The organism is Rhodococcus sp. C-2, assembly GCF_027854095.1.
Lineage (GTDB): Bacteria > Actinomycetota > Actinomycetes > Mycobacteriales > Mycobacteriaceae > Rhodococcus_F > Rhodococcus_F qingshengii.
Genome location: NZ_JAQGFI010000009.1, coordinates 95,119 through 116,119, shown reverse-complemented (window position 1 = coordinate 116,119; position 21,001 = coordinate 95,119). Strand labels below are relative to the sequence as shown.

Annotated in this window: 21 protein-coding genes; 16 read left to right on the top strand and 5 right to left on the bottom strand. The window is 62.7% G+C overall.

Going from position 1 to position 21,001, the window contains the following annotated elements; genetic code table 11:
* Positions 1 to 71 precede the first annotated feature (71 nt).
* The 3 genes from PCS43_RS19890 to PCS43_RS19880 are packed head-to-tail and all read left to right on the top strand — an operon-like array spanning position 72 to position 3,099.
* Positions 72 to 524, top strand: coding sequence for a MaoC family dehydratase (locus tag PCS43_RS19890; protein ID WP_054801134.1), 453 nt, complete (start codon positions 72 to 74; stop codon positions 522 to 524).
* A gap of 28 nt (positions 525 to 552) precedes the next feature.
* Complete coding sequence (locus tag PCS43_RS19885) at positions 553 to 2,193, top strand: class I adenylate-forming enzyme family protein (protein ID WP_058228033.1); 1,641 nt, start codon at positions 553 to 555, stop codon at positions 2,191 to 2,193.
* A 42-nt stretch (positions 2,194 to 2,235) separates the two neighbouring features.
* Positions 2,236 to 3,099, top strand: coding sequence for an SDR family oxidoreductase (locus PCS43_RS19880; protein ID WP_058228034.1), 864 nt, complete (start codon positions 2,236 to 2,238; stop codon positions 3,097 to 3,099).
* Between the two features lie 69 nt (positions 3,100 to 3,168).
* Here the strand turns inward: PCS43_RS19880 and PCS43_RS19875 are convergent, their stop codons facing one another.
* From PCS43_RS19875 to PCS43_RS19860, 4 genes are read right to left on the bottom strand one after another with little or no spacing between them, the layout of a single operon-like run.
* The gene (locus tag PCS43_RS19875) at positions 3,169 to 4,197 is read right to left on the bottom strand and encodes an MBL fold metallo-hydrolase (RefSeq protein ID WP_058228035.1); all 1,029 of its coding nucleotides are present in this window, start codon (positions 4,195 to 4,197) and stop codon (positions 3,169 to 3,171) included.
* Positions 4,194 to 5,351 carry a CaiB/BaiF CoA transferase family protein gene (locus PCS43_RS19870; protein ID WP_058228036.1) on the bottom strand — a complete coding sequence of 386 codons (1,158 nt, stop codon included), beginning with the start codon at positions 5,349 to 5,351 and terminating at the stop codon, positions 4,194 to 4,196. The genes PCS43_RS19875 and PCS43_RS19870 overlap by 4 nt, the downstream gene beginning before the upstream one ends.
* Before the next feature lie 59 nt (positions 5,352 to 5,410).
* Complete coding sequence (locus PCS43_RS19865) at positions 5,411 to 6,046, bottom strand: TetR/AcrR family transcriptional regulator (protein ID WP_058228037.1); 636 nt, start codon at positions 6,044 to 6,046, stop codon at positions 5,411 to 5,413.
* Complete coding sequence (locus PCS43_RS19860; protein ID WP_064074854.1) at positions 6,043 to 6,840, bottom strand: SDR family NAD(P)-dependent oxidoreductase; 798 nt, start codon at positions 6,838 to 6,840, stop codon at positions 6,043 to 6,045. The genes PCS43_RS19865 and PCS43_RS19860 overlap by 4 nt, the downstream gene beginning before the upstream one ends.
* Positions 6,841 to 7,001: 161 nt before the next feature.
* On the opposite strand from PCS43_RS19860, the gene fabG reads away from it, so the two are divergent.
* The 13 genes from fabG (at position 7,002) to PCS43_RS19795 (ending at position 20,068) form a co-directional block, all read left to right on the top strand.
* Positions 7,002 to 7,742 carry a 3-oxoacyl-ACP reductase FabG gene (fabG, locus tag PCS43_RS19855; protein ID WP_058228093.1) on the top strand — a complete coding sequence of 247 codons (741 nt, stop codon included), beginning with the start codon at positions 7,002 to 7,004 and terminating at the stop codon, positions 7,740 to 7,742.
* Positions 7,739 to 8,539, top strand: coding sequence for an enoyl-CoA hydratase/isomerase family protein (locus PCS43_RS19850; protein ID WP_257233028.1), 801 nt, complete (start codon positions 7,739 to 7,741; stop codon positions 8,537 to 8,539). Before fabG ends, PCS43_RS19850 begins: the two co-directional genes overlap by 4 nt.
* The gene (locus PCS43_RS19845) at positions 8,536 to 9,345 is read left to right on the top strand and encodes an enoyl-CoA hydratase/isomerase family protein (RefSeq protein ID WP_058228039.1); all 810 of its coding nucleotides are present in this window, start codon (positions 8,536 to 8,538) and stop codon (positions 9,343 to 9,345) included. Before PCS43_RS19850 ends, PCS43_RS19845 begins: the two co-directional genes overlap by 4 nt.
* A 1-nt stretch (position 9,346) precedes the next feature.
* The gene (locus tag PCS43_RS19840; protein WP_058228040.1) at positions 9,347 to 10,126 is read left to right on the top strand and encodes an enoyl-CoA hydratase/isomerase family protein; all 780 of its coding nucleotides are present in this window, start codon (positions 9,347 to 9,349) and stop codon (positions 10,124 to 10,126) included.
* A gap of 75 nt (positions 10,127 to 10,201) precedes the next feature.
* Positions 10,202 to 11,905: a class I adenylate-forming enzyme family protein gene (locus PCS43_RS19835; protein ID WP_058228041.1), complete on the top strand. Its 1,704-nt coding sequence runs from the start codon at positions 10,202 to 10,204 to the stop codon at positions 11,903 to 11,905.
* A gap of 50 nt (positions 11,906 to 11,955) precedes the next feature.
* A complete protein-coding gene (locus PCS43_RS19830) occupies positions 11,956 to 13,272 on the top strand; it encodes an aromatic ring-hydroxylating oxygenase subunit alpha (RefSeq protein WP_058228095.1) in 1,317 nt (438 codons plus the stop codon).
* Positions 13,269 to 13,796 carry an aromatic-ring-hydroxylating dioxygenase subunit beta gene (locus tag PCS43_RS19825; protein WP_058228042.1) on the top strand — a complete coding sequence of 176 codons (528 nt, stop codon included), beginning with the start codon at positions 13,269 to 13,271 and terminating at the stop codon, positions 13,794 to 13,796. Before PCS43_RS19830 ends, PCS43_RS19825 begins: the two co-directional genes overlap by 4 nt.
* A gap of 9 nt (positions 13,797 to 13,805) precedes the next feature.
* Complete coding sequence (locus PCS43_RS19820; RefSeq protein ID WP_082654939.1) at positions 13,806 to 14,036, top strand: hypothetical protein; 231 nt, start codon at positions 13,806 to 13,808, stop codon at positions 14,034 to 14,036.
* A gap of 48 nt (positions 14,037 to 14,084) precedes the next feature.
* Positions 14,085 to 15,467, top strand: coding sequence for an OB-fold domain-containing protein (locus PCS43_RS19815; RefSeq protein WP_058228043.1), 1,383 nt, complete (start codon positions 14,085 to 14,087; stop codon positions 15,465 to 15,467).
* Positions 15,464 to 16,657: an acetyl-CoA acetyltransferase gene (locus PCS43_RS19810; RefSeq protein ID WP_058228044.1), complete on the top strand. Its 1,194-nt coding sequence runs from the start codon at positions 15,464 to 15,466 to the stop codon at positions 16,655 to 16,657. Before PCS43_RS19815 ends, PCS43_RS19810 begins: the two co-directional genes overlap by 4 nt.
* A 49-nt stretch (positions 16,658 to 16,706) precedes the next feature.
* Entirely contained in the window at positions 16,707 to 17,507 is an 801-nt protein-coding gene (locus PCS43_RS19805; RefSeq protein WP_082654928.1) for an enoyl-CoA hydratase-related protein, read from the top strand.
* A 5-nt stretch (positions 17,508 to 17,512) separates the two neighbouring features.
* Positions 17,513 to 18,682, top strand: coding sequence for an acyl-CoA dehydrogenase family protein (locus tag PCS43_RS19800; protein ID WP_058228096.1), 1,170 nt, complete (start codon positions 17,513 to 17,515; stop codon positions 18,680 to 18,682).
* 69 nt (positions 18,683 to 18,751) lie between these two features.
* Positions 18,752 to 20,068, top strand: coding sequence for a phytoene desaturase family protein (locus tag PCS43_RS19795; protein WP_064074856.1), 1,317 nt, complete (start codon positions 18,752 to 18,754; stop codon positions 20,066 to 20,068).
* Positions 20,069 to 20,121: 53 nt separating this feature from the next.
* Here PCS43_RS19795 and PCS43_RS19790 read toward each other — a convergent pair whose 3' ends face one another.
* On the bottom strand, positions 20,122 to 20,907 hold the full coding sequence (locus PCS43_RS19790; protein ID WP_074447138.1) for a TetR/AcrR family transcriptional regulator: 786 nt from the start codon (positions 20,905 to 20,907) through the stop codon (positions 20,122 to 20,124).
* Positions 20,908 to 21,001 lie beyond the last annotated feature (94 nt).

Genomic DNA, 21,001 nt, shown 5'->3' with positions numbered 1-21,001 from the left:
GCCGGATATTGACTACCTCACACTAACTAATTTATGTTCAATTCAAAAGTACACCAACTGAGGGAGTCTGGATGAAGGTATTCAACGGGATCGAAGACGTGATCGCGGCGGAAGGATCCGACCTGGGAACCACCGACTGGATGGAGATCGAGCAGCAGCGCGTCAATCAGTTCGCAGACGCGACCGGAGATCACCAGTGGATCCACGTAGACACCGAACGCGCGAAGGACGGCCCGTTCGGCGCAACGATCGCCCACGGATTCCTCACTCTGTCGATGTTGCCGGTATTGCAGCAACAGCTCTACCGAGTCGACGGCATCACGATGGCCGTCAACTACGGGCTGAACAAGGTCCGATTTGCGGCACCAGTGCTGGTTGGAGCGAAGGTCCGCGCCTCCGTCGCCATCACCAAAGTGACACCTCTCGACGGTGCGATCCAGGCGGAGTTCACCACCACGATCGAGGTCGAGGGAAGTGCCAAGCCAGCGTGCATCGTCGAATCTATTGCCCGGTACGTAGCCTGACCATGATCACCTACGGAGGAAAATTCTCGTGACTTCAGGACTCGAAGACCGGCTTCTGACCGAGTCGTACTGGCCCATCGACGACAGCGTTCCGCTGTCTGAGCACACGTTGGGATCGCTCTTGCAGGAACGGGCCCAGCAGTTTCCGGACACCGTGGCCGTGATCGCCAACGCGCACGGCACCGGTCAAGAGCGTCGGCTCACCTACCAGGAGCTGTACGACGAGGCGCAGCGGGTAGCTGCTGCAATCCTCGAGCTGGTCGAGCCCGGCGACTATGTCGCGTTGTGGGCGCCCAATATCGTCGAGTGGCCGATCATTCTTTTCGGGGCGGCGATCGCCGGCGTCACACTCGTGGCACTCAACCCGGTTCTCCGTCGTGACGAACTGATGTATGCGCTGGGGCACAGCCGAGCAACACTGTTGATTCACGCGGATGTGAGCCGTGCGTACGACATGGCCTCCGTTGCAGCAGAAGCGAAGTCGCAGTGTTCTGGTCTGCGTCACGTAGTCAGTCTTTCCGAGATCGACCGGTGGCGGGCCGCGGCGCCACTGGCCGAGGGCGCAGCGGGTCCGAATGCGTCCGACTCCTCCGCGCCCGTGATGCTGCAGTACACCTCAGGAACCACCGGTCTACCCAAGGGCGTCTTGCTGCGGCATCGCTCGCTGGTCAATTGCGCTCGATTCACGCTCGAAGCCATCGAGCCTCCGACACCACTCATCGGTGTCAACCCTCTTCCGATGTTCCATACGGCCTCTTGCGTGATCGGCACGGTCGGGACGATCTGGATGGGCGGCACCATGGTGCTGATCGAACAGTTCACACCCGACGGCGTACTCGAGGCCATCCGGTCCGAGAACGCGAACCTGTTTTTCTACGTGCCCACTGTGCTCGGTGCGGTATTGGAAGCGGCGCGCAAGGATGACAAACCCGCGCCCAGTCTCGTTCGAGTCCTCGGCGGCGGTGCCAACGTGCCCGGCCCCATGATCGAAGCTACGGAGAAGCTCTTCGGGGCCACCACACATAACCTGTTCGGGCAGACGGAACTCTCGCCGGTCATCTCCCTCACCCGTACGACGGACTCACGCGAGGACCAGATCAATTCGAGCGGTCATCCGCTCCCTCAGGTTGCGGTGAAGATCGTCGACCCGTTCGACGGCTCGGTGGTACCGATCGGCGAATCCGGCGAGGTGTGCGCTCGGGGATATCAGCAGATGGTCGAATATATCCACAATCCCGAGGCCACTGCTGCCGCGGTTGACGCCGAGGGATGGTTGCACACCGGCGACCTCGGAAAGCTTGATCAGCGTGGCACTTTGACAATCACCGGCCGACTCAAGGATCTCATCATTCGGGGTGGCGAGAACGTTTCCCCCGCGGAGATCGAGTCGTTCCTGACGGCACACGAGGATGTCCTCGACGTGACGGTGATCGGCGTTCAGGACGAGAAGTGGGGCGAGGCGATCGCGGCCGTCGTCGTTCCGCGCGGCGAGGCCGGTGAGGGCATGCGGCAAAGGCTGATCGACTACGCCGCACAGGGTTTGTCTCCGTACAAGGTGCCCCGCGATTGGTATCTGGCGGCAGAGCTACCCACCACTGCCTCAGGCAAGATCCAAAAGTTCAAGCTCCGTGCGGCGATCGTCGACGGCACATGCACGCCGTTGGCCTGACCCGGTCGCGGATAACACATTCATCGAGTTCAAGGGGTAGATATGCCAGGAGTAAATGACCGGGTCATCGTGGTGACCGGAGCCGGTGGCGGTCTCGGACGCGAGTACGCGTTGCTGCTCGCCCGAGAAGGCGCCCGCGTTGTGGTCAACGACCTCGGCGGCGCCCGCGACGGTTCGGGTTCCGGATCGACGATGGCCGACGACGTGGTGGCGGAGATCCGCAAGGCCGGCGGTCTCGCGGTAGCCAACTACGACAGCGTGGCTACCGAGGAGGGCGCGCAGTCCCTGATTCAGACGGCACTCGACGAATTCGGTGCGGTGCACGGCGTGGTCAACAACGCCGGCATCCTCCGCGACGGTGCGTTCCACAAGATGACGAGCGACAACTGGGACGCAGTGATGAAGGTGCATCTCTACGGCGGATACAACGTCTCGCGGGCGGCGTGGCCACACTTCCGCGAGCAGAAGTTCGGCCGCATCGTCGTCGCAACCTCTACTAGTGGTCTTTTCGGCAACTTCGGTCAATCCAACTACGGTGCAGCAAAACTCGGACTCGTCGGCCTGATCAACACGCTGGCAATCGAGGGCGCCAAGTACGGGGTCAATGCCAATGCGGTTGCGCCGCTGGCGGCAACCCGGATGACAGAGGACATCGCACCGCCGGAGTTTCTCGAGAAGCTGCCGCCGGCACACGTCGCTCCGGTCGTCGGCTACCTCCTCACCGAGGAATCCACAGATACCGGTTCGGTGTTCGTGGTCGGTGGCGGCCAGGTTCAGCGCGTGGCGCAGTTCCAGAACAAGGGCGTGACCTTCGCCGAGCCTCCCACCGTCGACCAGCTTGCAGAGCGTTGGGCGGAGATCTCCGACATGGCCGGTGCAGTTCGGGGTGTGAACCCGCTCGGATAACGCTCGGTTGCTCCTGGGTGGGGTGTCGAACAGTTACTGTTCGACACCCCACCCAAGTGTTTGGGGGAGTCAGAGAGTGAAGTGGTGGACGCCTTCGACGTCAGTGCGTGTCAGGCGTCCCCGCACCGCGAGCACGTCCAGGTGTGCGCCGATCTCCAGGATCGCCAGCATGCGATGGACGTCGCCCAGGTCGGCAAGCGCATGCTCATGCCGCGTCCAGGTCAGTGCATCGGCGACGTCGGCTGCGGTGTGACGGCCCGAGATTACCTGTGACAGAACGGCACCGAACCGTGCGTCGTGATGCGCGAGCAGGGCATCGACTCGTTCGTGGACGAATGGAGTGACCTGTCCGTGGGCCGGGAGCATGGAAGTGTTTGGCAGAGACTTCACCAGTGTCAGAGACTCGAGGAACGAGGCGAGCGGCAGTTCCTCCGGAGCGCGCTCGAATCCGATGGATGGCGTGATCCGCGGGAGGATGTGATCGCCGGTGATCATGACGTTCCGCTCGGGATCGATCACGATCATGTGGCCGCGAGTGTGTCCGGGCGTGTGATGAACGTGGAGCGTCCGGTCGCCGACCGAAAGTTGTTGTCCGTCTTTCAACCACTCATCAGGCTCCCCGAAAGGGACGTCTCTCTCGTGTTCTTCGAATTCGAGTGCCTTGATCGAATCAGCCAGTTCGGGGGCACCACAGGTTCTCAGTAACTCCACCTGTCGCGGGTGCATCCCGGCGATGGTGTCGAACGCATCGATGGTGTGCTGTTCCTGCTCGCCCACGAGCACTGGTGTTCCGTAGGAATCGCGAAGCGCGATGGCCTGGGTGTAGTGATCCCAATGTGTGTGCGTCACAACGATCTGCTCGACGTCTGCCAGTGCGAATCCGAGATTCGAAAGAGCCTCGCTCAGGGCGCGTTCCGTAGCCGGCGAGGCCCATCCCGGGTCTACGAGGGTGATCGACGACCCCGACGTGACGGCGTAACAGTTGACAGTCGTGAGGTCTGCCATGGGAAGAGCGAGCGGAATTCGGTAGATCCCCTCGGCTACTCGGTGTACGCCGGGGGTGCTCGAGCTGACGGACTGCTCGGGGAGTGCGGTCATGGGGCTGTCACCTCGAGCGCTTCGATGGCAACTCCGCGGGCGATGAGATCGTCAATATGGGTTGCGCCCCAACGGGTAAGAACTTCTCGGGAGTGCTCACCGGGCATGGGAGGCGGCCAGTTCACCGTCGACTGCTCCTTGGAGAATCGCGGCGCCGGTGCGGACTGCAGCACGCCGCCGACCTCGACGAGGGAACCGCGGGCGCGAACGTGAGAATTTTCGGCAGCGCCCGTCAGAGTCGCGATGGGTGCCACGCAGGCGTCAGTGTTCGCGAAGTGATCCGTCCACTCTGATTGCGTGCGGGTTTTGAACGTAGCAGCGATACTTCTGCGAAGCCCCGGCCAGCGGCTCTGGTCGTGCTGCCGGTGCGCCGGCTCGTCCAGCCCGAGGCCGGAGAGAAGTTCGGCATAGAACTTGGGCTCGAGGGCGCCCACGGCCATATGACGGCCGTCAGCAGTCTCGTAGATCGAGTAGTAGGGAGTGCCGCCGTCGAGCATGTTGCTCTGGCGGCGGTCCGCCCAGGCTCCGGCAGCGATCATCATGTGCGTCGAGGACAGTAGGTGGCTGACGCCGTCGACGATTGCGGCGTCCACCACTTGGCCGGTGCCGGTCGCCTTGGCGTCGATGAGTGCTGCGAGCACGCCGATCACGAGATAGGCACCGCCACCGCCGAAGTCGCCGAGAAGGTTCAGCGGGATTTGTGGGGCTCCGTCCGCGGGGCCGATGGCGTGCAATGCGCCGGTGAGTGCGATGTAGTCGATGTCGTGGCCGGCTGATTGGGCGAGCGGGCCGTCTTGGCCCCAGCCGGTGATCCGGCCGTAGACGAGCTTGGGGTTGCGGGCCAGGCAGGCTTCGGGACCGACCCCCAGCTTTTCGGCTACGCCGGGTCGGTATCCCTCGATCAGCACGTCCGCGTGCTCCACCATGCGGAGAAGTACGTCTACCGCTTCGGGCTTCTTGAGATCCAGTAGCAGTGACTGCTTCCCGCGGTTCATGATGTCGACGTGTTCCGAACCGGCGAAAAACCCGCTACCGCCGGGGCGGTCCACCCGCACAACCTCGGCGCCGAGATCCGCCAGGAACATTCCGGCAAAAGGTCCTGGACCGATCCCCGCAAGTTCGAGGACCCGGCATCCTGCGAGTGGTTTTGTCATAGCGGTTTTCCCTTCATCGGGCCGAATCTGAGGAAGTTCCTTGTAGTTTCGGCATTCTTCTAAGTGGCGACGGGGCTCAGTCCGTGCCGGACCAGGCTCTGTGTGGTTGCCACGAGGTCGGCCAGGGAACCGTCCGATCCTCGCCACCACTCAGGGGCCCAATTGAGCGCGCCGATCACCAACTTGCGGGCAGTTCTGAGATCGAGATCTGCCCTGATCTGCCCCGCCACGGCGGCTGCATCCATCAGTTCGCGCCACAAGGTGGAGTAGGCATGCGAATCTTCGCGCAGTCGCTCGCGGATGCCGTCGGGCAGCTGGCCGGTGTTGCGGGTGACTGCTGTCGCGAAGTCGGATAGTTCGAGCTCGACTTCGAGGTGCGCCGCAACTGCGGCGCAGATTCGGTCCATCGGGCTAGTCTGTGCGGGTAGGGAGTCGAGGGCGGCGGCGACGTGCTCACGCAGACGGGTCTGGCCGACCGACATGACTTCGGAAATCAAATCGTGCCGGGACGCAAAATAGTAGTAGACGGCAGGTGCGCGCAGGTCTGCCATCTCGGCGATGTCGGTGAGGCGAGTCTCGGAAATGCCCCTGCGCGAGAGTACTTTTGCGGCCGCGAACAGAAGGCGCTCCTGTGTCGCTTCGGACTTGCTGCCGGAGGTGGACGGCTTGTTCGCCCTCGTTTCGCGAACGTTCACGGCATTGAATACCCGCCGCTGACAGACAAGACCTGGCCGGTGATCTGGCGGGCAGCACCTGCGGAGCAGAAGAAGACGACGGCGTCAGCGACGTCGTGGGCGGTGGTGAGTCGGCGAAGGGGGATGCCTTTTTCGAGGTTTTCGATCTGGCCGGCGTTGAACACCGTGTCTGCGCCGCCCGCCCACAGACTGCTTGCGCCCACGGCGTCCGGGCTCTCGGGGAGTACCAGTCCCGGGCACACGACATTGGAGCGAATGCCGTGGCGTCCATGCTCTTTCGCTACGGTGCGAGCCATGGAAATCAGTCCGGCTTTGGTCGCTCCGTAGATGCCTTGCCGGATTTCGCCGAAGGCCGCGTCGGAGGAAATGAAGACGATGGAGCCGGCTTGGGCCTCTCGCATGGGGCCGAGTGCGGCCTGGGTGCAGGCGATCGCGGTGTAGAGGTTGATCTCGATGGTCTTCTGCCAGCGCGCTCGGTCGGTGTCCTTGGCAAAAAATTCGGCCTCGCTGAATCCGGCGTTGTTCACCAATGCGTCTATGCCGCCCCACTTTTCCAGGAGTGCGCCCACCGATCGTTCCGCGCCGCCTTCCTTGGTGAGGTCTTCGGCAAGCACGATGGCTTCGGCGGCGCCGAGTTCGAGGGCCTCGATGCGCACCTTCTCGGCCTGATCTCCGTCGATGTCACAGATTGCTACTCGGGCGCCCTCGCGGGCGAAGCCGTGCACGATACCGCGGCCCACGTTCGATCCGCCTCCGGTGACCAGCACCCGTGCATTCTTCAGACCTAGGTCCATCTGCTTGTCTCGCTTCCGTGTCTTGGCGCTCCGGCATTGACTCCGGCAGCTTAACTAATTTATGTTAAATTCAAAAGTATTGATCCAGGAGGTTGCATGAGGATTCTTCGCAGGGTCTGCCACGTCGTGTTCGGTGCCGAGTCGGACCAGGGGTGCGCATCGTGAGGGCAGGATTGGTAGAGGGAAAGAGTGCGGCCATTACGGGCGCTGCTCAGGGAATTGGACTGGAAATCGCACGCCTCCTACATGAAGAGGGCGCAAAGGTGATGATCCTCGACGTCAATGAGGATCAGGCTGCGTCGGCTGCCGCGTCGTTGGGTGAGGGCGCCGTGGGCCGGGGTTGCGACGTCACCGACGAGGACTCCGTGCGTGATGCAGTGGAAGCGACTGTCGCAGAGTTCGGTTGCCTGGACATATTCGTCAACAACGCCGGCATCACCCGAGACTCGTCGCTGGGCAAGATGACGCTGGCCGACTTCGAAGCGGTCCTCAACGTGCATCTCAAGGGCAGTTGGCTCGGTGTGCGAGCAGCATCGGCCGTGATGCGCGAAGCCGGTAGCGGATCCATCATCAACATGTCGTCTCTGTCGGGGAAGTCCGGCAACTTCGGCCAGTCCAACTACAGCTCCGCAAAAGCCGGCATTGTCGGTCTGACGAAGTCTGCCGCGAAGGAACTGGCGCACAAAGGTGTTCGAGTCAATGCCGTGCAGCCGGGCCTGATTCGCACCCCGATGACCGAGGCCATGCCGCCCGATATCTTCGCTGCTCGTGAGGCGGATATTCCCATGAAGCGGGCCGGCGAACCCCGTGAGGTGGCGGGGGCAGTGCTGTTCCTGGCGTCGGAGCATTCGAGTTACATGACCGGTGCCGTGCTCGAAGTCGGCGGCGGGCGGCTGATGTGACTGCCGCGGATGTGAAGCGTACCGAGTCCGTCGTCGAGGCCGTTGTGGACGGGGCCATCGGCCGCATCACGCTCAACAGGCCCGAGGCGATGAACGCGATCACCGTCGCACTCGGTGAGCAGTTGGAGACGGCGCTTCGGACGTTGGCGCCGCAGGTACGCGTGATAGTTCTGCGCGGCGCCAGCGGCAACTTCTCTGTGGGCGGGGATTTCCACGAGCTGCAGCAATTGCGCGAGCAAGGCCGTGATGCGATGTCAGAGCTGTTCGGTAACTTCGGCCGGGCGTGCTCGGCGATCGCCGAGCTGGATGTGCCCGTGATCGCGGCAGTCGAGGGTTACGCCATGGCCGGCGGTTTCGAATTGATGCAGTCCGCTGATATTGCGCTGGTACACGCGAAAGCCAAACTGGCCGATACTCATTCCAATCACGGCATGGTGCCGGGTGGTGGTAGCACGCAGCGACTTCCCCGCCTGGTTGGCCGGCAACGGGCGCTCGCACACATTCTCACCGGCGACAGGCTCTCCGCGGATCAGGCAGTGGCCTGGGGGCTCGCTTATCGCGCTCTGCCGGCGGACACGTTCGATGCGGATGTGGACGCGTTTGCCGAAGCTCTGGCGGCCAAGGACCCCGTTGCACTAGGGCGCAGCAAGCGACTCGTCTACGCGGGGCTTCGTTTGCCGCTGGCGGACGGACTGTCTCTGGAGCATCGCACCGTTCTCGATCATCTCAGTGAGGATTCGAGCGGCACAGGCATTGACGAATTCACCAACAAGGATCAACGAAGGAGCACGCCATGACTGAAAATTTGATCCCCGATGGGCCTGTGCTGCTGGACCTCGAGTCCAATGGTGTTGCCAGGCTGCGTCTTAACCGACCTGAAGCATCCAACGGAATGGACGTCGGATTCCTCCAGGCCCTGCATGCTGCGGTGCTGCGGTGTCATGGCGAGCCGCGGGTGAGGGTTGTCGTCATCACCGGGGAAGGCAAGCACTTCTGTGCCGGCGGTGACGTCCGCACCTTCGCCTCCAAGGGCGAGGCGCTGCCGGATTACCTCCGCGAGGCCACAGCGTGGCTGCAAATCGCGACCTCGGCTCTGATGCAACTTCAGGTCCCGGTCATCGCCTCGGTGCATGGTTTCGCTGCAGGTGGCGGCGGGTTGGGCCTGGTGTGCGCTGCAGATTTCGTGATCGCCGAGGAAACTGCCAAGTTCATGTCCGGCGCCGTCCGCGTGGGTATGGCTCCCGATGGTGGTGTGTCGGTGACCCTCACTCAGCTCGTGGGTCTGCGCAAGGCCGCCGAAATCCTGTTGACCAACCCGACTCTCGACGCGCAGACCGCGCTGGAGATCGGTCTCATCACATCCGTCGTTCCCGCTGGAGAGCTCGCGAAGCGCACCGACGAGTACGCCGCACAATTCACCGAGCTCGCCCCACTTGCGGTCGGAGCGACCAAGCGACTGCTCTGGGGAGGCGTGGGCGCCACCGTAGCCGACCGGCTTGCAGAAGAGGCGCGCACGGTTTCCGAACTGTCGGGGACTGCAGACTCCCGCGAGGGACTCGCCGCGGTTCTCGAGCGTCGCGCGCCGAAATTCGTGGGCCGCTGAGATGGAGCCGGAATCGACGGTCCTCGTCGAAGATCGTGGCACCACTCGTCTGATCACCCTCAATCGCCCGGACAAACGAAACGCCATCGACCTGATATTGCGGGTGGAGCTGGCCGAGGCTCTGGAAGCAGCAATGTCCGTGGAGTCCGTTCGGGTAGTCGTGCTGACCGGCGCCGGCAAAGCCTTCTGTTCAGGTGGGGACATCTCCACCATGGACCGCCAGATCGCGGAGAAGACCGTCATTCGCGCTCAGGCTGCCCAGCGTGTGATCCGGGCGATCTGGGGCGGTTCCAAGCCTGTCATCGCGGCCGTCGAAGGCTTTGCGTTCGGTGCGGGCGTCTCGCTCGCGATGGCCTGCGACCGAGTGGTTGTCAGTGAAGATGCGGTCCTGAGCACGGCGTTCACCGGCGTCGGACTGGCGGGGGACATGGGAATCTTCTACTCGTTGCCGTCTCGGGTGGGGACTGCGGTGGCGCGGCAGTTGATGATGCTGCCGAAACGACTGTCTGCCGTGGAGGGCCTGGGCCTGGGCATGGTCGACGAGACGGTGCCGGCAGGCACCGCACTCGAGCGCGCGTTGTCCGATGCCGAACTGATTGCTGCCGCGCCTCCGCTGGCGCTGCGGGAAATGAAATGGATCTGGAGCCGCGGAGCTGTGGCGCCGATGGATCTACTCGACCTCGAGGTCGAAGCTCAGGCCAGGCTCTTCGACACCGAGGACTTCGCCGAAGGAGTCGAAGCATTCACGGCGAAGCGCCCGGCTGTGTTCCGGGGCCGATAGAGACGAATGCCTGAACTTGCCATTCCCCTAAGTCGCATTTAATCGAATTACGATTTAAAAAAGGAGGAAATAGTCGTGGTGAACTCGATCGCGGAACGGCGCGACGCGCTGGAGCGTCAGTTCCCCGAGTGGACACAGCGTTCGCTGGGGGACTGGCTGGATCACAGGGCAGAACTCTTCGGTGACCGACCCTTGGTCATTACCGATGAAAAGACCACTACCTACGGTGAGATTGCGAGTTGGTCGCGTCGTCTGGCAGACGGCCTTGTGACTCTCGGCGTCCAGCCCGGCGATCACGTCGGGATCGTGATGGCCAACTACACCGAATTCGTTCCGGTGAAGTTCGCGGTGGCCCAGGCCGGTGCAGTGGCGATTCCGCTCAACTTTCTCTACAAGGCAGAAGAGTTGGCCTACGTCCTGGAGCAGTCCCACTGCACAGTGCTGATCACTATGACAGGACACGCCGGTCTGGACTACCCGGAGATGCTCGATTCCGTTGCACCAGGCTGGGACACCACGGAAGGGCAGACGGCTCTGCCGTTGTTGCGACATGTCGTACAGGTCAGTGTCGACGGTCAGGCCAGGGCCGGCGTGCGCACACTTCAAGACCTGGAGGAGCTTGGTCGGGAAAACGCGGGCGCCAGCGCAGGCATTGTCGTCGACCCGGGTTCGGTAGGAGACATTCTCTACACCTCGGGAACCACCGGCTCGCCCAAGGGCGTGCAGGTAACCCATGACGCGGTCCAGCGCACCGGTTACGCGTCGGCACTGACTCGGGCCTTCGACGACGGTTGGCGCGTGCTCTTCTCGCTGCCGTGCTACCACATGTTCGGCTACATCGAGGGCCTGCTGGCCGCGATGACGGTGGGCGGCGCCGTTATTCTGCAACCCACGTTCGATCCCGCTGCCTACCTTGCCGGCATCGAACGGCATCAGGTCAACGATATTTTGTGTGTGCCGACTATGACAGTGGGCATTCTGGAACGCCCGGACATCGCAGACTACGATCTCTCCAGCCTGCGCGCATTGCTTTCGGGTGCGGCTCCCGGTCCGGTGTGGTTGTGGGAGAAGGCTGCTGGTCTTCTCGGCATCACCGAGATCGTTACCGGCTACGGTATGACCGAGTGCGGCGGAGCCATGACTCTGAATGATCCGGACGATAATTTCGAACTGACGGCTACCACGGTCGGCAAGCCCAAATTGGCCGGCGTCGCGGGAATCCCTGAGCGGTCAGGCGACTTGTGTGAGTACCGCACTGCCGACCCCGTGACGGGTGAGTTTCTTCCGAACGGCGAAGAAGGTGAACTGATTTCGAGGGGTCCCACCGCGATGCTCGGATTCTGGGACAAGCCCGAGGAGACCGCTAAAGGCCTACGTGACGGTTGGGTCTACACCGGAGACTTGGGAATCGTCCGCAAGGACGGCTACGTGCAGGTCACCGGCCGCTCCAAGGAGCTCTACAAGAGCGGCGGAGAACTGGTGATGCCCAAGGAAATCGAAGAACTGCTCACAGCCCACCCGGAAGTAAGTCAGGTGTACGCAATCGGTGTACCTGACGACAGATGGGGCGAAGTCGGCTGTGCCTGCGTAGTGCGCGCACCGAAATCGACGATCACCGAGGATGAGGTTCTGGCGCTGTGCCGGGAGCACCTGGCTCGCTTCAAGGTACCCAAGCACGTCTGGTTCCTCGACGCTTCGGAGCTGCCCACCACTACCACCGGGAAGATCCAGAAATTTCGCCTCGCCACCGAGGCAGCCAAACATATTCGTCAACAGTAATATTGAAGGATCGGAGCAGAACAGTGACTCTTGCAACGGACCGCGACCCCGTGGTCGACAGAGCGCCTCGAGTCGACTACTCGGCCCTCATCGAGCCCGAGCGAATCCACGGATCGCTCTACACCAACGACGATGTCTTCGCCGACGAACTCGAGCGAATCTGGTACAAGACTTGGGTTTTTGTCGGTCATACCTCTGAGGTGCCCGAACCCAACGACTACGTCCGCAAGAAGCTAGGCCTACAAGACATCATCATGACCCGGGACAAGTCCGGTGACGTACACCTGCTGCTCAACCGTTGCGCCCACCGCGCCAACCTCGTGTGCGACGACGCCGCCGGGAATTCGAGTTCGTTCCGGTGCCCGTACCACGGGTGGACGTACCGCAATACCGGTGAGCTGCTTGGCTACCCGTACAACAAGGGGTACGGCGGAAAGAACAAGCTCGAACTCGGCATGGGCCGAGTGCCCCGCGTCGCCGTCTATCAAGGCTTCGTGTTCGGCAGTTTCGCCGAGGCCGGACCCACTCTCCTCGAGCACCTCGGCGATGCTGCGGGCGAACTCGACCGACTGGCACGGCTTTCGCCGGAGGGGGAGGTGGAGTTGACCGCGGGTTGGCTCAAGCACAAGACCCGTGCCAATTGGAAACTGCTGGCCGAGAACGAGACTGACGGATACCATCCCCAGTTTGTCCACGGCTCCATTTTCTCGGTGACGGGCAGCCCCATCGGTGCGCTCTACAGTGACAACTCCACAGCAGTTACCAGGGCATTCGGCAACGGGCACAGTGAGAACGATCTCCGACCGGAGTTTCGCACCTTCGCCGAGCCGATGCGCTGGTTCGGCACCACCGAGGATCGGGTTCCCGATTATGTGGCAGCGATGCGCGCCAAGCACGGCGCCGGCGCCGAAGAGATCATGATCGAGGGTGCTCCCCATGTCATGATTTTTCCCAACCTGTTCATCGCCGAGATTCAGGTATTCAACATTCAGCCGCTCTCCGCGCACGAGTGCGTGCAGTACTCGACCGCAGTGCAGCTCAAGGGTGCTCCGGAACTTAACACCCGGATGGTGTCGCAGTCGATCGGTTCGGTGGGCCCGGCCGGCATGTTGCTTGCCGACGACACCGAGATGTACGAGCGAAATCAAGTGGGTGTGACTATGCGCGAACCGCATTGGGTGGACATCCGCCGTGGCGTTGACCGCGAACAGACCGACGAGCGTGGTTATCAGATCGGAACCGCCACCGACGAGACCGCGATGCGCGCCTTCTGGCGTCACTACAAGCAGATCATGCAGGCGCCGGCGGATGTAGTCGCTGATGCTGATGCCGATGTTGTTGCCGTTGTCGGGGAGGAAACAAAGTGAGCGTCGCATTCGAAGATCGCAGCCAAGGGACGCCGGATCTCACCGACATCCGTCAGGTGGAAGCATTCCTCTACCGGGAAGCGCGCTATGCCGACGAGCACGACTTCGATTCCTGGGAAGCGCTGTGGACCGACGATGCCCTGTACTGGGTGCCCATCGACGGTACCGACAAGGACCCGAAGACCCACATGTCGGTGATCTACGACAATCGGAATCGTATTTCCACCCGATTGAAGCAATTGCGCACGGGTAAGCGCTATGCGCAATCACCGCCGTCCAACATGCGCCGTGTGGTCTCCAACGTCGAGTTGCTCGGTACGGAGCAGGCCGCGTCCGGTGTCGAGAACACCGTCGTGGGTGCCAATTTCATGTTGTTCTCGGCTAAGGAGCGGGGGACCGACACCTTCGCGGGCCGGGTCACCTACCGACTACGCGTGATTGACGGCGCGATTCGGCTGGCGGGCAAGACCGTGGTCTTGGTGGACAACGAGTATGCACTGCCCAATATGGGCTTCTTGATCTAGGAGATGGTCATGTCCGGCAAAGCGGTCGTGTACAGCGAGTTCGCCCAGGTTTCGGTGGAGATCGACGAGAATGCCAAGAGCCCCCGGTTGCGTCTTGAGGATCTCCGCACGGGACAGACACGCTATCTCGACGCCCTTGTTCTCGAGGCGCTCGTGTGGCTGAGCGACGAGGCGATGGAACGCCTGCTCGACCCCTCTGCCGACCGTTGGCGGGAGGACCGTGATCTCGATGAGCTGTGATCTCGGGCGGCGCCGTTTCGCCACGATTCTTGAAAGGTTCTGTAGTTCATGACAACTCAACGCCTTGGTATCACGTCATACGGCACGTACCTTCCGCGACACCGGGTGTCCCTGGCCGAGATCGCGAGCGCCGGTGGCGCGAGTGGGGGACGGGGTGAACGTGTTGCCGCGTCGTTCGACGAGGACAGCACCACGATGGCTGTCGAGGCCGCACGTGCGGCGCTCGCGGGCGGGACGGACCAGGATCCGCGTTCGCTGTATCTGGCCACTACCTCGCCGGCGTATGCAGACAAGACCAATGCCGTTGCGGTGCATGCGGCATTGGGTCTGGATCGCGATGTTTTTGCTGCTGATATCGCCGGCAGCGCGCGCGGCACGGTGGCAGCCTTGCTCACGGCTGGAGAGTCGGGCGGCTTGGCAGTGTTGTCCGATGTGATCACCGGGCGGCCGGGTTCGGCCGATGAACGGAGCGGTGGTGACGGGGCGGCGGCTTTCGTCTTCGGTTCCGCTGAGACAGCACTTGCCACAGTGCTCGCTCGGGCCAGCCTCAGTGAAGAGTTCCTGGACCGTTGGCGTGTTCCCGGCGCTGCAGCCGGCAGCCAATGGGAGGAGCGGTTCGGGCTGGAGCGGTACCTCCCGCTGATCGCTGAAGTCGCGAAAGAGGCACTGGCAAAAGCAGATATCGGCCAGGTCGATCACGTCGTGGTGGTCTCGCCCAACAGCGGTGTCACCAAACGAGCAGCGAAACTGCTGCCCGCGGTGATCGGAACTACCGGATCTCCGATCGGGTACGCCGGTGCCGCGGGCCTCGGGCTCGCTCTTGCCGACGTACTGGACCGCGCCGAGCCCGGGCAGTCGATCCTGCTGATCTCGGCGGCCGACGGAGCCGATGCTCTTGTTCTGCGAACTACCGACCGGATCCTCCAGGCTCGCCAGAGTGTCAGCGTGGCAAACCAACTGGACTCTGGCCGTGCGCTCCCGTATTTCACCTATCTCAATTGGCGTGGACTCCTTGATCGTGAGCCGCCGCGCCGTCCTGAACCCGATTGGGCGGCTGCTCCGCCCTCCGCGCGGGCCCTGGGCTGGAAATTCAACTTCGCTGGAACACGTTGTTCTGCTTGCAGTTTCCTGCACCTTCCGCCCGCTCGGGTCTGCAAGGGTTGCGGGGCGGTCGACAAGATGATCGCAGAGTCGCTGGCGCCGCGTGAGGGCAGCGTGGCCACGTACACCGTAGACCGACTGGCGTTCTCGCCGTCTCCGCCGGTCGTGGATGCCGTGGTGAACTTCGACGGCGGTGGCCGTTACACCCTCGAGGTTGCAGATTCCGACGCGGAGACACTGAGGGTCGGCGCCCGAGTAGGCCTGACGTTCCGCCGTTTGGGCACCACAAGCGGAGTGCACAACTACTTCTGGAAGGCCAAGGCGCTATGAGTAGCAATGGAATTGCCGATAAGGTGGCCATCGTCGCTATGGGTTGTACTTCCTTCGGTGAGCATTGGGACCGCAGCGCGGACGATCTGCTCGTCGATGCCATGGCCGATTGCTTCGATGGCAATGATCGCATCTCACTGGCGGACGTCGATGCGTTCTGGCTCGGAACCCTCGGCAGTGGTCAGAGTGGGCTCACGCTGAGCAAGCCGTTGGCCCTGGACTACAAGCCCGTCACTCGCGTCGAGAACTACTGTGCCAGCGGTTCGGAATCATTCCGGAATGCCTGCTATGCAGTGGCTTCCGGTGCGTACGACAAGGTGATGGCCGTTGGTGTGGAGAAGCTCAAAGACTCCGGCTTCTCGGGTTTGCTACGCGGGGATCCTCCCGGGGACGGCACTGCTGCTGAGTTGTCGATGACAGCGCCCGCGGCGTTCTCGCTGCTGGACCCGGCGTACTGCGCACGCTACGGCGTCGACCCCGAGCAAATGCGTTCGGCAATGACGCACATAGCGTGGAAGAACCACGTGAACGGTGCGCTGAATCCCAAGGCGCAGTTCAGATCCGAAGTTTCCCGCGAGCGGATCGAGAGCGCCCCGCTGGTCGCGGGAAGGCTCGGTGTTTTCGACTGCTCCGGCGTGTCCGACGGTGCCGCCTGCGCATTGATCGTCCGCGCGGAGGACGCACACCTCTACACCGACACCCCGATGTATGTGAGGGGACTTTCGCTCGTTGCGGGTCCCGCGTTGGGTGCGACCGACCCAGGCTACGACTTCACGACTTTCCCCGAGGTTGTCCGCAGTGCCCAGGACGCGTACGCACAGGCGGGGATCATCGACCCGCGCACACAGATTTCCCTGGCTGAGGTGCACGACTGCTTCACGCCCACTGAACTTGTCCTGATGGAGGATCTCGGTTTCGCAGACCGTGGACAGGGTTGGAAGGACGTGCTGGCCGGTGAATTCGATCGGACCGGCCGACTTCCCGTGAACCCGGACGGCGGGTTGAAATCGTTCGGTCATCCAGTGGGGGCCAGTGGACTTCGGATGCTGTATGAATGCTGGCTGCAGTTTCGCGGGCTTGCAGGAGCGCGGCAACTGGACGATCCACGGACTGCGTTGACCCACAACTTGGGTGGCCGCCCGGGTAGTTGCGTTTCCTTCGTCTCTGTTGTCGGGCGTGAACGGGGTTGACATCGTTACATTTTCTAATCGATAGTAGATTCAATAAGGCGGAAGCTGTATGAGCTTGCAGGAGCAGCGGGCGGTGGAGATGGCTGTAGTGGACGGACTGGCCACCGTCACTCTCAATCGTCCCGATGCCAAGAATGCGATGAACCAGGACGTCGCGGACGATCTCTATGACATCGCGCAGCGTATCGCCCATGACAGCACCGTGCGCGCTGTATTGATCACCGGAAACGGGAAAGTCTTCTCCGTGGGCGGTGACATCACCGTCTTTGCCTCAACCCCCTCGGAGGAGGTGCCCGAAGTTCTCGGACGGATGGCCGGGCGCTATCACGACGCGCTGCGGCAATTCTCCCGGCTGCAGGTACCAGTGGTCGCCGCGGTGCATGGCGCCGTCGCGGGCGGGGCGCTCGGCCTCATCTACGTCTCGGACATCGTGCTCGCTGCCGAGGGAACGAAGTTCGCCACAGGGTTCGGCCAGATCGGACTCGCCGGTGACGGTGGCAATTCTTGGTTCCTGCCACGGCTTGTGGGCGCCCGACGCGCAGCGGAACTCTATTTCGAGGACCGTGTGCTGAACGCGCACGAGGCTGAGGACTGGGGTCTGATCACCCGGGTGGTGCCGGCTTCCGAACTTGGAGAACAGGGCGCTGCCGTGGCACGGAAACTGGCCACCGGTCCTACCGTCGCCTACGGCGCCATGCGGGCGTTGTTCCAGCAGTCGTCCACCACCACGCTGTCGCAGCAACTGGCAGACGAGGCGGCCGCGGTGGGCCTCATCGGTTCGTCCCGAGACGCGCAGCGAGCTTTCACGAGTTTCATTGCCAGACAACACCCCACCTTCGAAGGGAAGTGACCGCCGTGACCGGATTGGTCGTAGATACCGATGAGCATCGCCTGATTCGCGAGAGCGTCGCGAAGATCGCCGAGAAGTTCGGCCCCGAATACTATTTGGAGCGTTCCCGTTCCGGTGGCAACGTCGACGAGCTCTGGAATGAGCTGGGCGAGGCGGGCCTCGTCGGTGTCCACCTACCCGAGGAATACGGCGGCGGCGGGGCCGGTCTGTCCGAGTTCGTCATCGTGCTCGAAGAACTTGCCGCACACGGGATGCCACTGTTGATCGGCGTCATCTCGCCCGCCATCTGCGGTTGCATCATCGCCGAGCACGGCTCCGAGGAAATGAAGGACGAGTGGCTGCCCGGACTGGCCTCCGGCAAGCGACGAATGGCTTTCGCGCTCACCGAACCGGAGGCGGGCTCCAACAGTCACAATGTGACCACCACGGCCCGTCGCAGTGGCGAGGGCTGGAGCATTACCGGCGGCAAGTACTTCATCTCCGCGATCGAGGAAGCCGAGGCTCTTCTCGTGGTGACGCGAGATGCGAGCATCGAGCAGGCTCCGGGCTCGAAGCGCAGTCCGCTGTCTCTCTTCGTGGTCCCCAAGAACACTCCCGGTCTGGTGTTCCAGCCGCTCGAAACGGCGCTGGTCAATCCGGACCGTCAGTTCACCGTCTTCTTCGACGACGTCAAGGTCGGCCCGGAAGCGCTGATCGGCGCGCAAGGACGGGGTCTGAGGCAGGTGTTCGCCGGACTGAATCCCGAGCGCATCCTGGCGTCCTCGCTGAGCAACGGTATCGGCCGATACGCCATCGCGAAGGCCACCGTATACGCCAAGGACCGCAAGGTGTGGGATGTCGCGATCGGATCGCACCAGGGCGTCTCACATCCGTTGGCGGAAGCACATGTCGCCGTGCAGATGGCGCGTCTCGCCACGCAGCGCAGTGCCGCACTTCACGACGCCGGACTCGATGCTGCCGAAGCTGCGAACATGGCGAAGTTCGTCGCGGCGGATGCGTCGCTCAAAGCTCTCGATCAGGCCATCCAGGTGCACGGAGGCAACGGGATGAGCAAGGAATACGGCCTGGCGGAGTTGTGGTTCATCACGAGGATGCTGCGCACCGCGCCGGTCAGTCGGGAGATGGTGCTCAACTACATCGCTCAGACCACCCTCGGGTTACCGGCTTCGTACTGACCGATTTCGCGTGCCGCTACTTCTCGGCCCGCGCCGTTCTTACCGAGAATTTCACTGAGGAGCATCGCTATGAGTAGTCCCGAGAACAACTTCGACGCCCTGGTAGTCGGCGCCGGCGCCGGCGGTCTGTTCGCTGCGGCCCGGCTACAACATCTGGGCTACCGCACTCTGCTGGTGGAGCGTCTGGATCAGGTTGGTGGCCGCGCCTCCACACACGACATTGACGGCTTCAAGGTCAACAACGGTGCCATAGTCATCGAGACCGGCGGCATCACCGAGGAGACCTTCGCCGAACTCGGTGCAGAATTCGACGTGCGTTCGCCGAAGCCCCCGATTCTCTATCGTCTGGGTGGTAAGGATGTGGATGTCAGTGGCGGCGGTTGGGGCTTCCTTCTCGGCAAGCTCACCCGTCAGGGTGCCAAGCTGGTCAAGGGAATCGGCGCGGCCCGCAACGATTCCGGTCTGCCGGAGGACGAGTTGTCCACTGACGAGTGGGTGTGCAAGTACACCAAGAACGAGGGCGTGCGCGGCATCTTCCGCAACATGTGCGGTTCGGTGTTCGCGGTGAGTTCGGAGGAACTCCCGGCCCGGGTTTTCCTTACGTACTTCACTCGCAAGAGTGCGTTCAAGACCTTCGGTTTCGCTCCCGAGGGCACCATCGGAATCTGGCGTTCGCTGGCAAGCGCCTTCGAACGTGACGGCGGACAGCTCTGGCTGAACGCTGAAGTCGAGAGCATCATCACCGCCGACGGTCAGGTGACCGGAGCTGTGATCGAGCGCGACGGTCAGTCCGTGGAGGTTTCCTGCAGGTTTGCAGTCAGCGACACCGGCCCCGCGGCCACGGTGAGTCTCGTCGGCAGCGAGAATCTGCCGGCGGATTACCTCGAGACCGTGAAGCGTGGTGACCGGCCCTGCTCGATGATCGCGGTCAACTTCGCCAGCCAGGACAGACTGATCGACGTACCCGGCATGCTGAGCTTCGCGAACACCAAGCGTCTTTGCTATGTCGCGAACTTCACCGATGTGTGCCCCGAGATGGCTCCGGAAGGGTGGAACCTCTACGTCGGTGCAGCAGTCCCGAAACCTGCGGTGGGTGACTTCGACGAGGAAGCGGAAACCAAGATTCTCCTCGACGAGCTGCAGGCGGAGATCAAGGGTTTCGACAAGGCTCGAATCCTCTCCGTCGTCACCACCCGCGACGGGTGGCCGCCGCAGCGCGCGGTGTCGGGCTTCGATCTGCCAAACACCACTCCGATCGCCAACTTGTGGAACGTCGGCGACGGGGTGAAGGAATACGCCAACGGCGGCACCACTGCTTGCGCTGAGACCGCCAAGATTGTTGTCGACGCGGTCCGGGAGCGATTCGCTGTGGAAGCGACTGCGTAGCGGAAGTGAGGATCTGAGAGCGGCGGCCACCGGAAGATTCAGTGGCCACCGCTTCAGCCCTTTGCCGCGACCTTCTTGGCGCTTGCCGTCTTGGTGCCGGACCTGCGACCGACTGCCTTCGCAGTGTTGGACTTCGCGGCCACGCGCTTAGTGCTCGACTTCTCGGGGGCGGGTGCCGAGGATGTGTCGGCTACCGTTCCGGCAAGTGCGGCAGGACTCGCAATACCGTGCAGCACGATGGACTGCGCGGTCCGGACGAGGCTGGTCAGTGAGCCGCCTCGTTTCGGATTCCACCACTCTGCCGCCCAGTTCAGCGCCCCCATTACCAGCATGCGGGTAGCCCGAACGTCGAGATCCTCGCGTAGTTCCCCGGCGTCCTTGGCCGCCTGGTACAGCGCCTGCCACTCGTTGCCGTATTTGTTGCGTACGCTCTCGTGCCGCTCACGAAGGTGCTCCGGCATTTGTCCACCGTTGCGGATGGCGGCTGTGGTGTAGTCCGAGATGGAAAGTTCATAGCGCAGATGCGCCTCGACGGCTGCCGCGATGCGGTCGATAGGACGCGTATTGGGGTCGAGCGCCTCGAGTACCTCGCTCACATGGGCGCGGATATTGGAGATGCCGACGAACATGACCTCTTCGATCAGCTCTTCGCGGGATTTGAAGTAGTAGTAGATGGCGGGCGCCTGAAGTTCGGCGTGAGCGGCTACATCTACCAGCCGGGTACCGGCGAAGCCCTTCCGGCTAAGCACGTATGCAGCGGAATCGAGGATGCGTTCACGCGTGAGGGCGCTCTTCGTCCGGTCCTCGGCCGCTGATCCGGCCGTATCGTTTTTAAGCACGGATCGATTATATCGGCACACCGGCCACCCCAGTTACCTCCTGAACATGGCCCACCGATGCGCACTGGAAAGTGGACCTGCCGGAAGAGATACT

Coding starts and splice junctions, on each gene's coding strand:
- PCS43_RS19875 (WP_058228035.1), bottom strand. CDS start 4,197: ATGACCGCACTCCCCGAGCAGTCCGTCAGCTCGAGCACCCCCGGCGTA.
- PCS43_RS19870 (WP_058228036.1), bottom strand. CDS start 5,351: ATGACAAAACCACTCGCAGGATGCCGGGTCCTCGAACTTGCGGGGATC.
- PCS43_RS19795 (WP_064074856.1), top strand. CDS start 18,752: ATGAGTAGTCCCGAGAACAACTTCGACGCCCTGGTAGTCGGCGCCGGC.
- PCS43_RS19820 (WP_082654939.1), top strand. CDS start 13,806: ATGTCCGGCAAAGCGGTCGTGTACAGCGAGTTCGCCCAGGTTTCGGTG.
- PCS43_RS19880 (WP_058228034.1), top strand. CDS start 2,236: ATGCCAGGAGTAAATGACCGGGTCATCGTGGTGACCGGAGCCGGTGGC.
- PCS43_RS19815 (WP_058228043.1), top strand. CDS start 14,085: ATGACAACTCAACGCCTTGGTATCACGTCATACGGCACGTACCTTCCG.
- PCS43_RS19890 (WP_054801134.1), top strand. CDS start 72: ATGAAGGTATTCAACGGGATCGAAGACGTGATCGCGGCGGAAGGATCC.
- PCS43_RS19845 (WP_058228039.1), top strand. CDS start 8,536: ATGACTGAAAATTTGATCCCCGATGGGCCTGTGCTGCTGGACCTCGAG.
- PCS43_RS19805 (WP_082654928.1), top strand. CDS start 16,707: ATGAGCTTGCAGGAGCAGCGGGCGGTGGAGATGGCTGTAGTGGACGGA.
- PCS43_RS19840 (WP_058228040.1), top strand. CDS start 9,347: ATGGAGCCGGAATCGACGGTCCTCGTCGAAGATCGTGGCACCACTCGT.
- PCS43_RS19810 (WP_058228044.1), top strand. CDS start 15,464: ATGAGTAGCAATGGAATTGCCGATAAGGTGGCCATCGTCGCTATGGGT.
- PCS43_RS19860 (WP_064074854.1), bottom strand. CDS start 6,840: ATGGACCTAGGTCTGAAGAATGCACGGGTGCTGGTCACCGGAGGCGGA.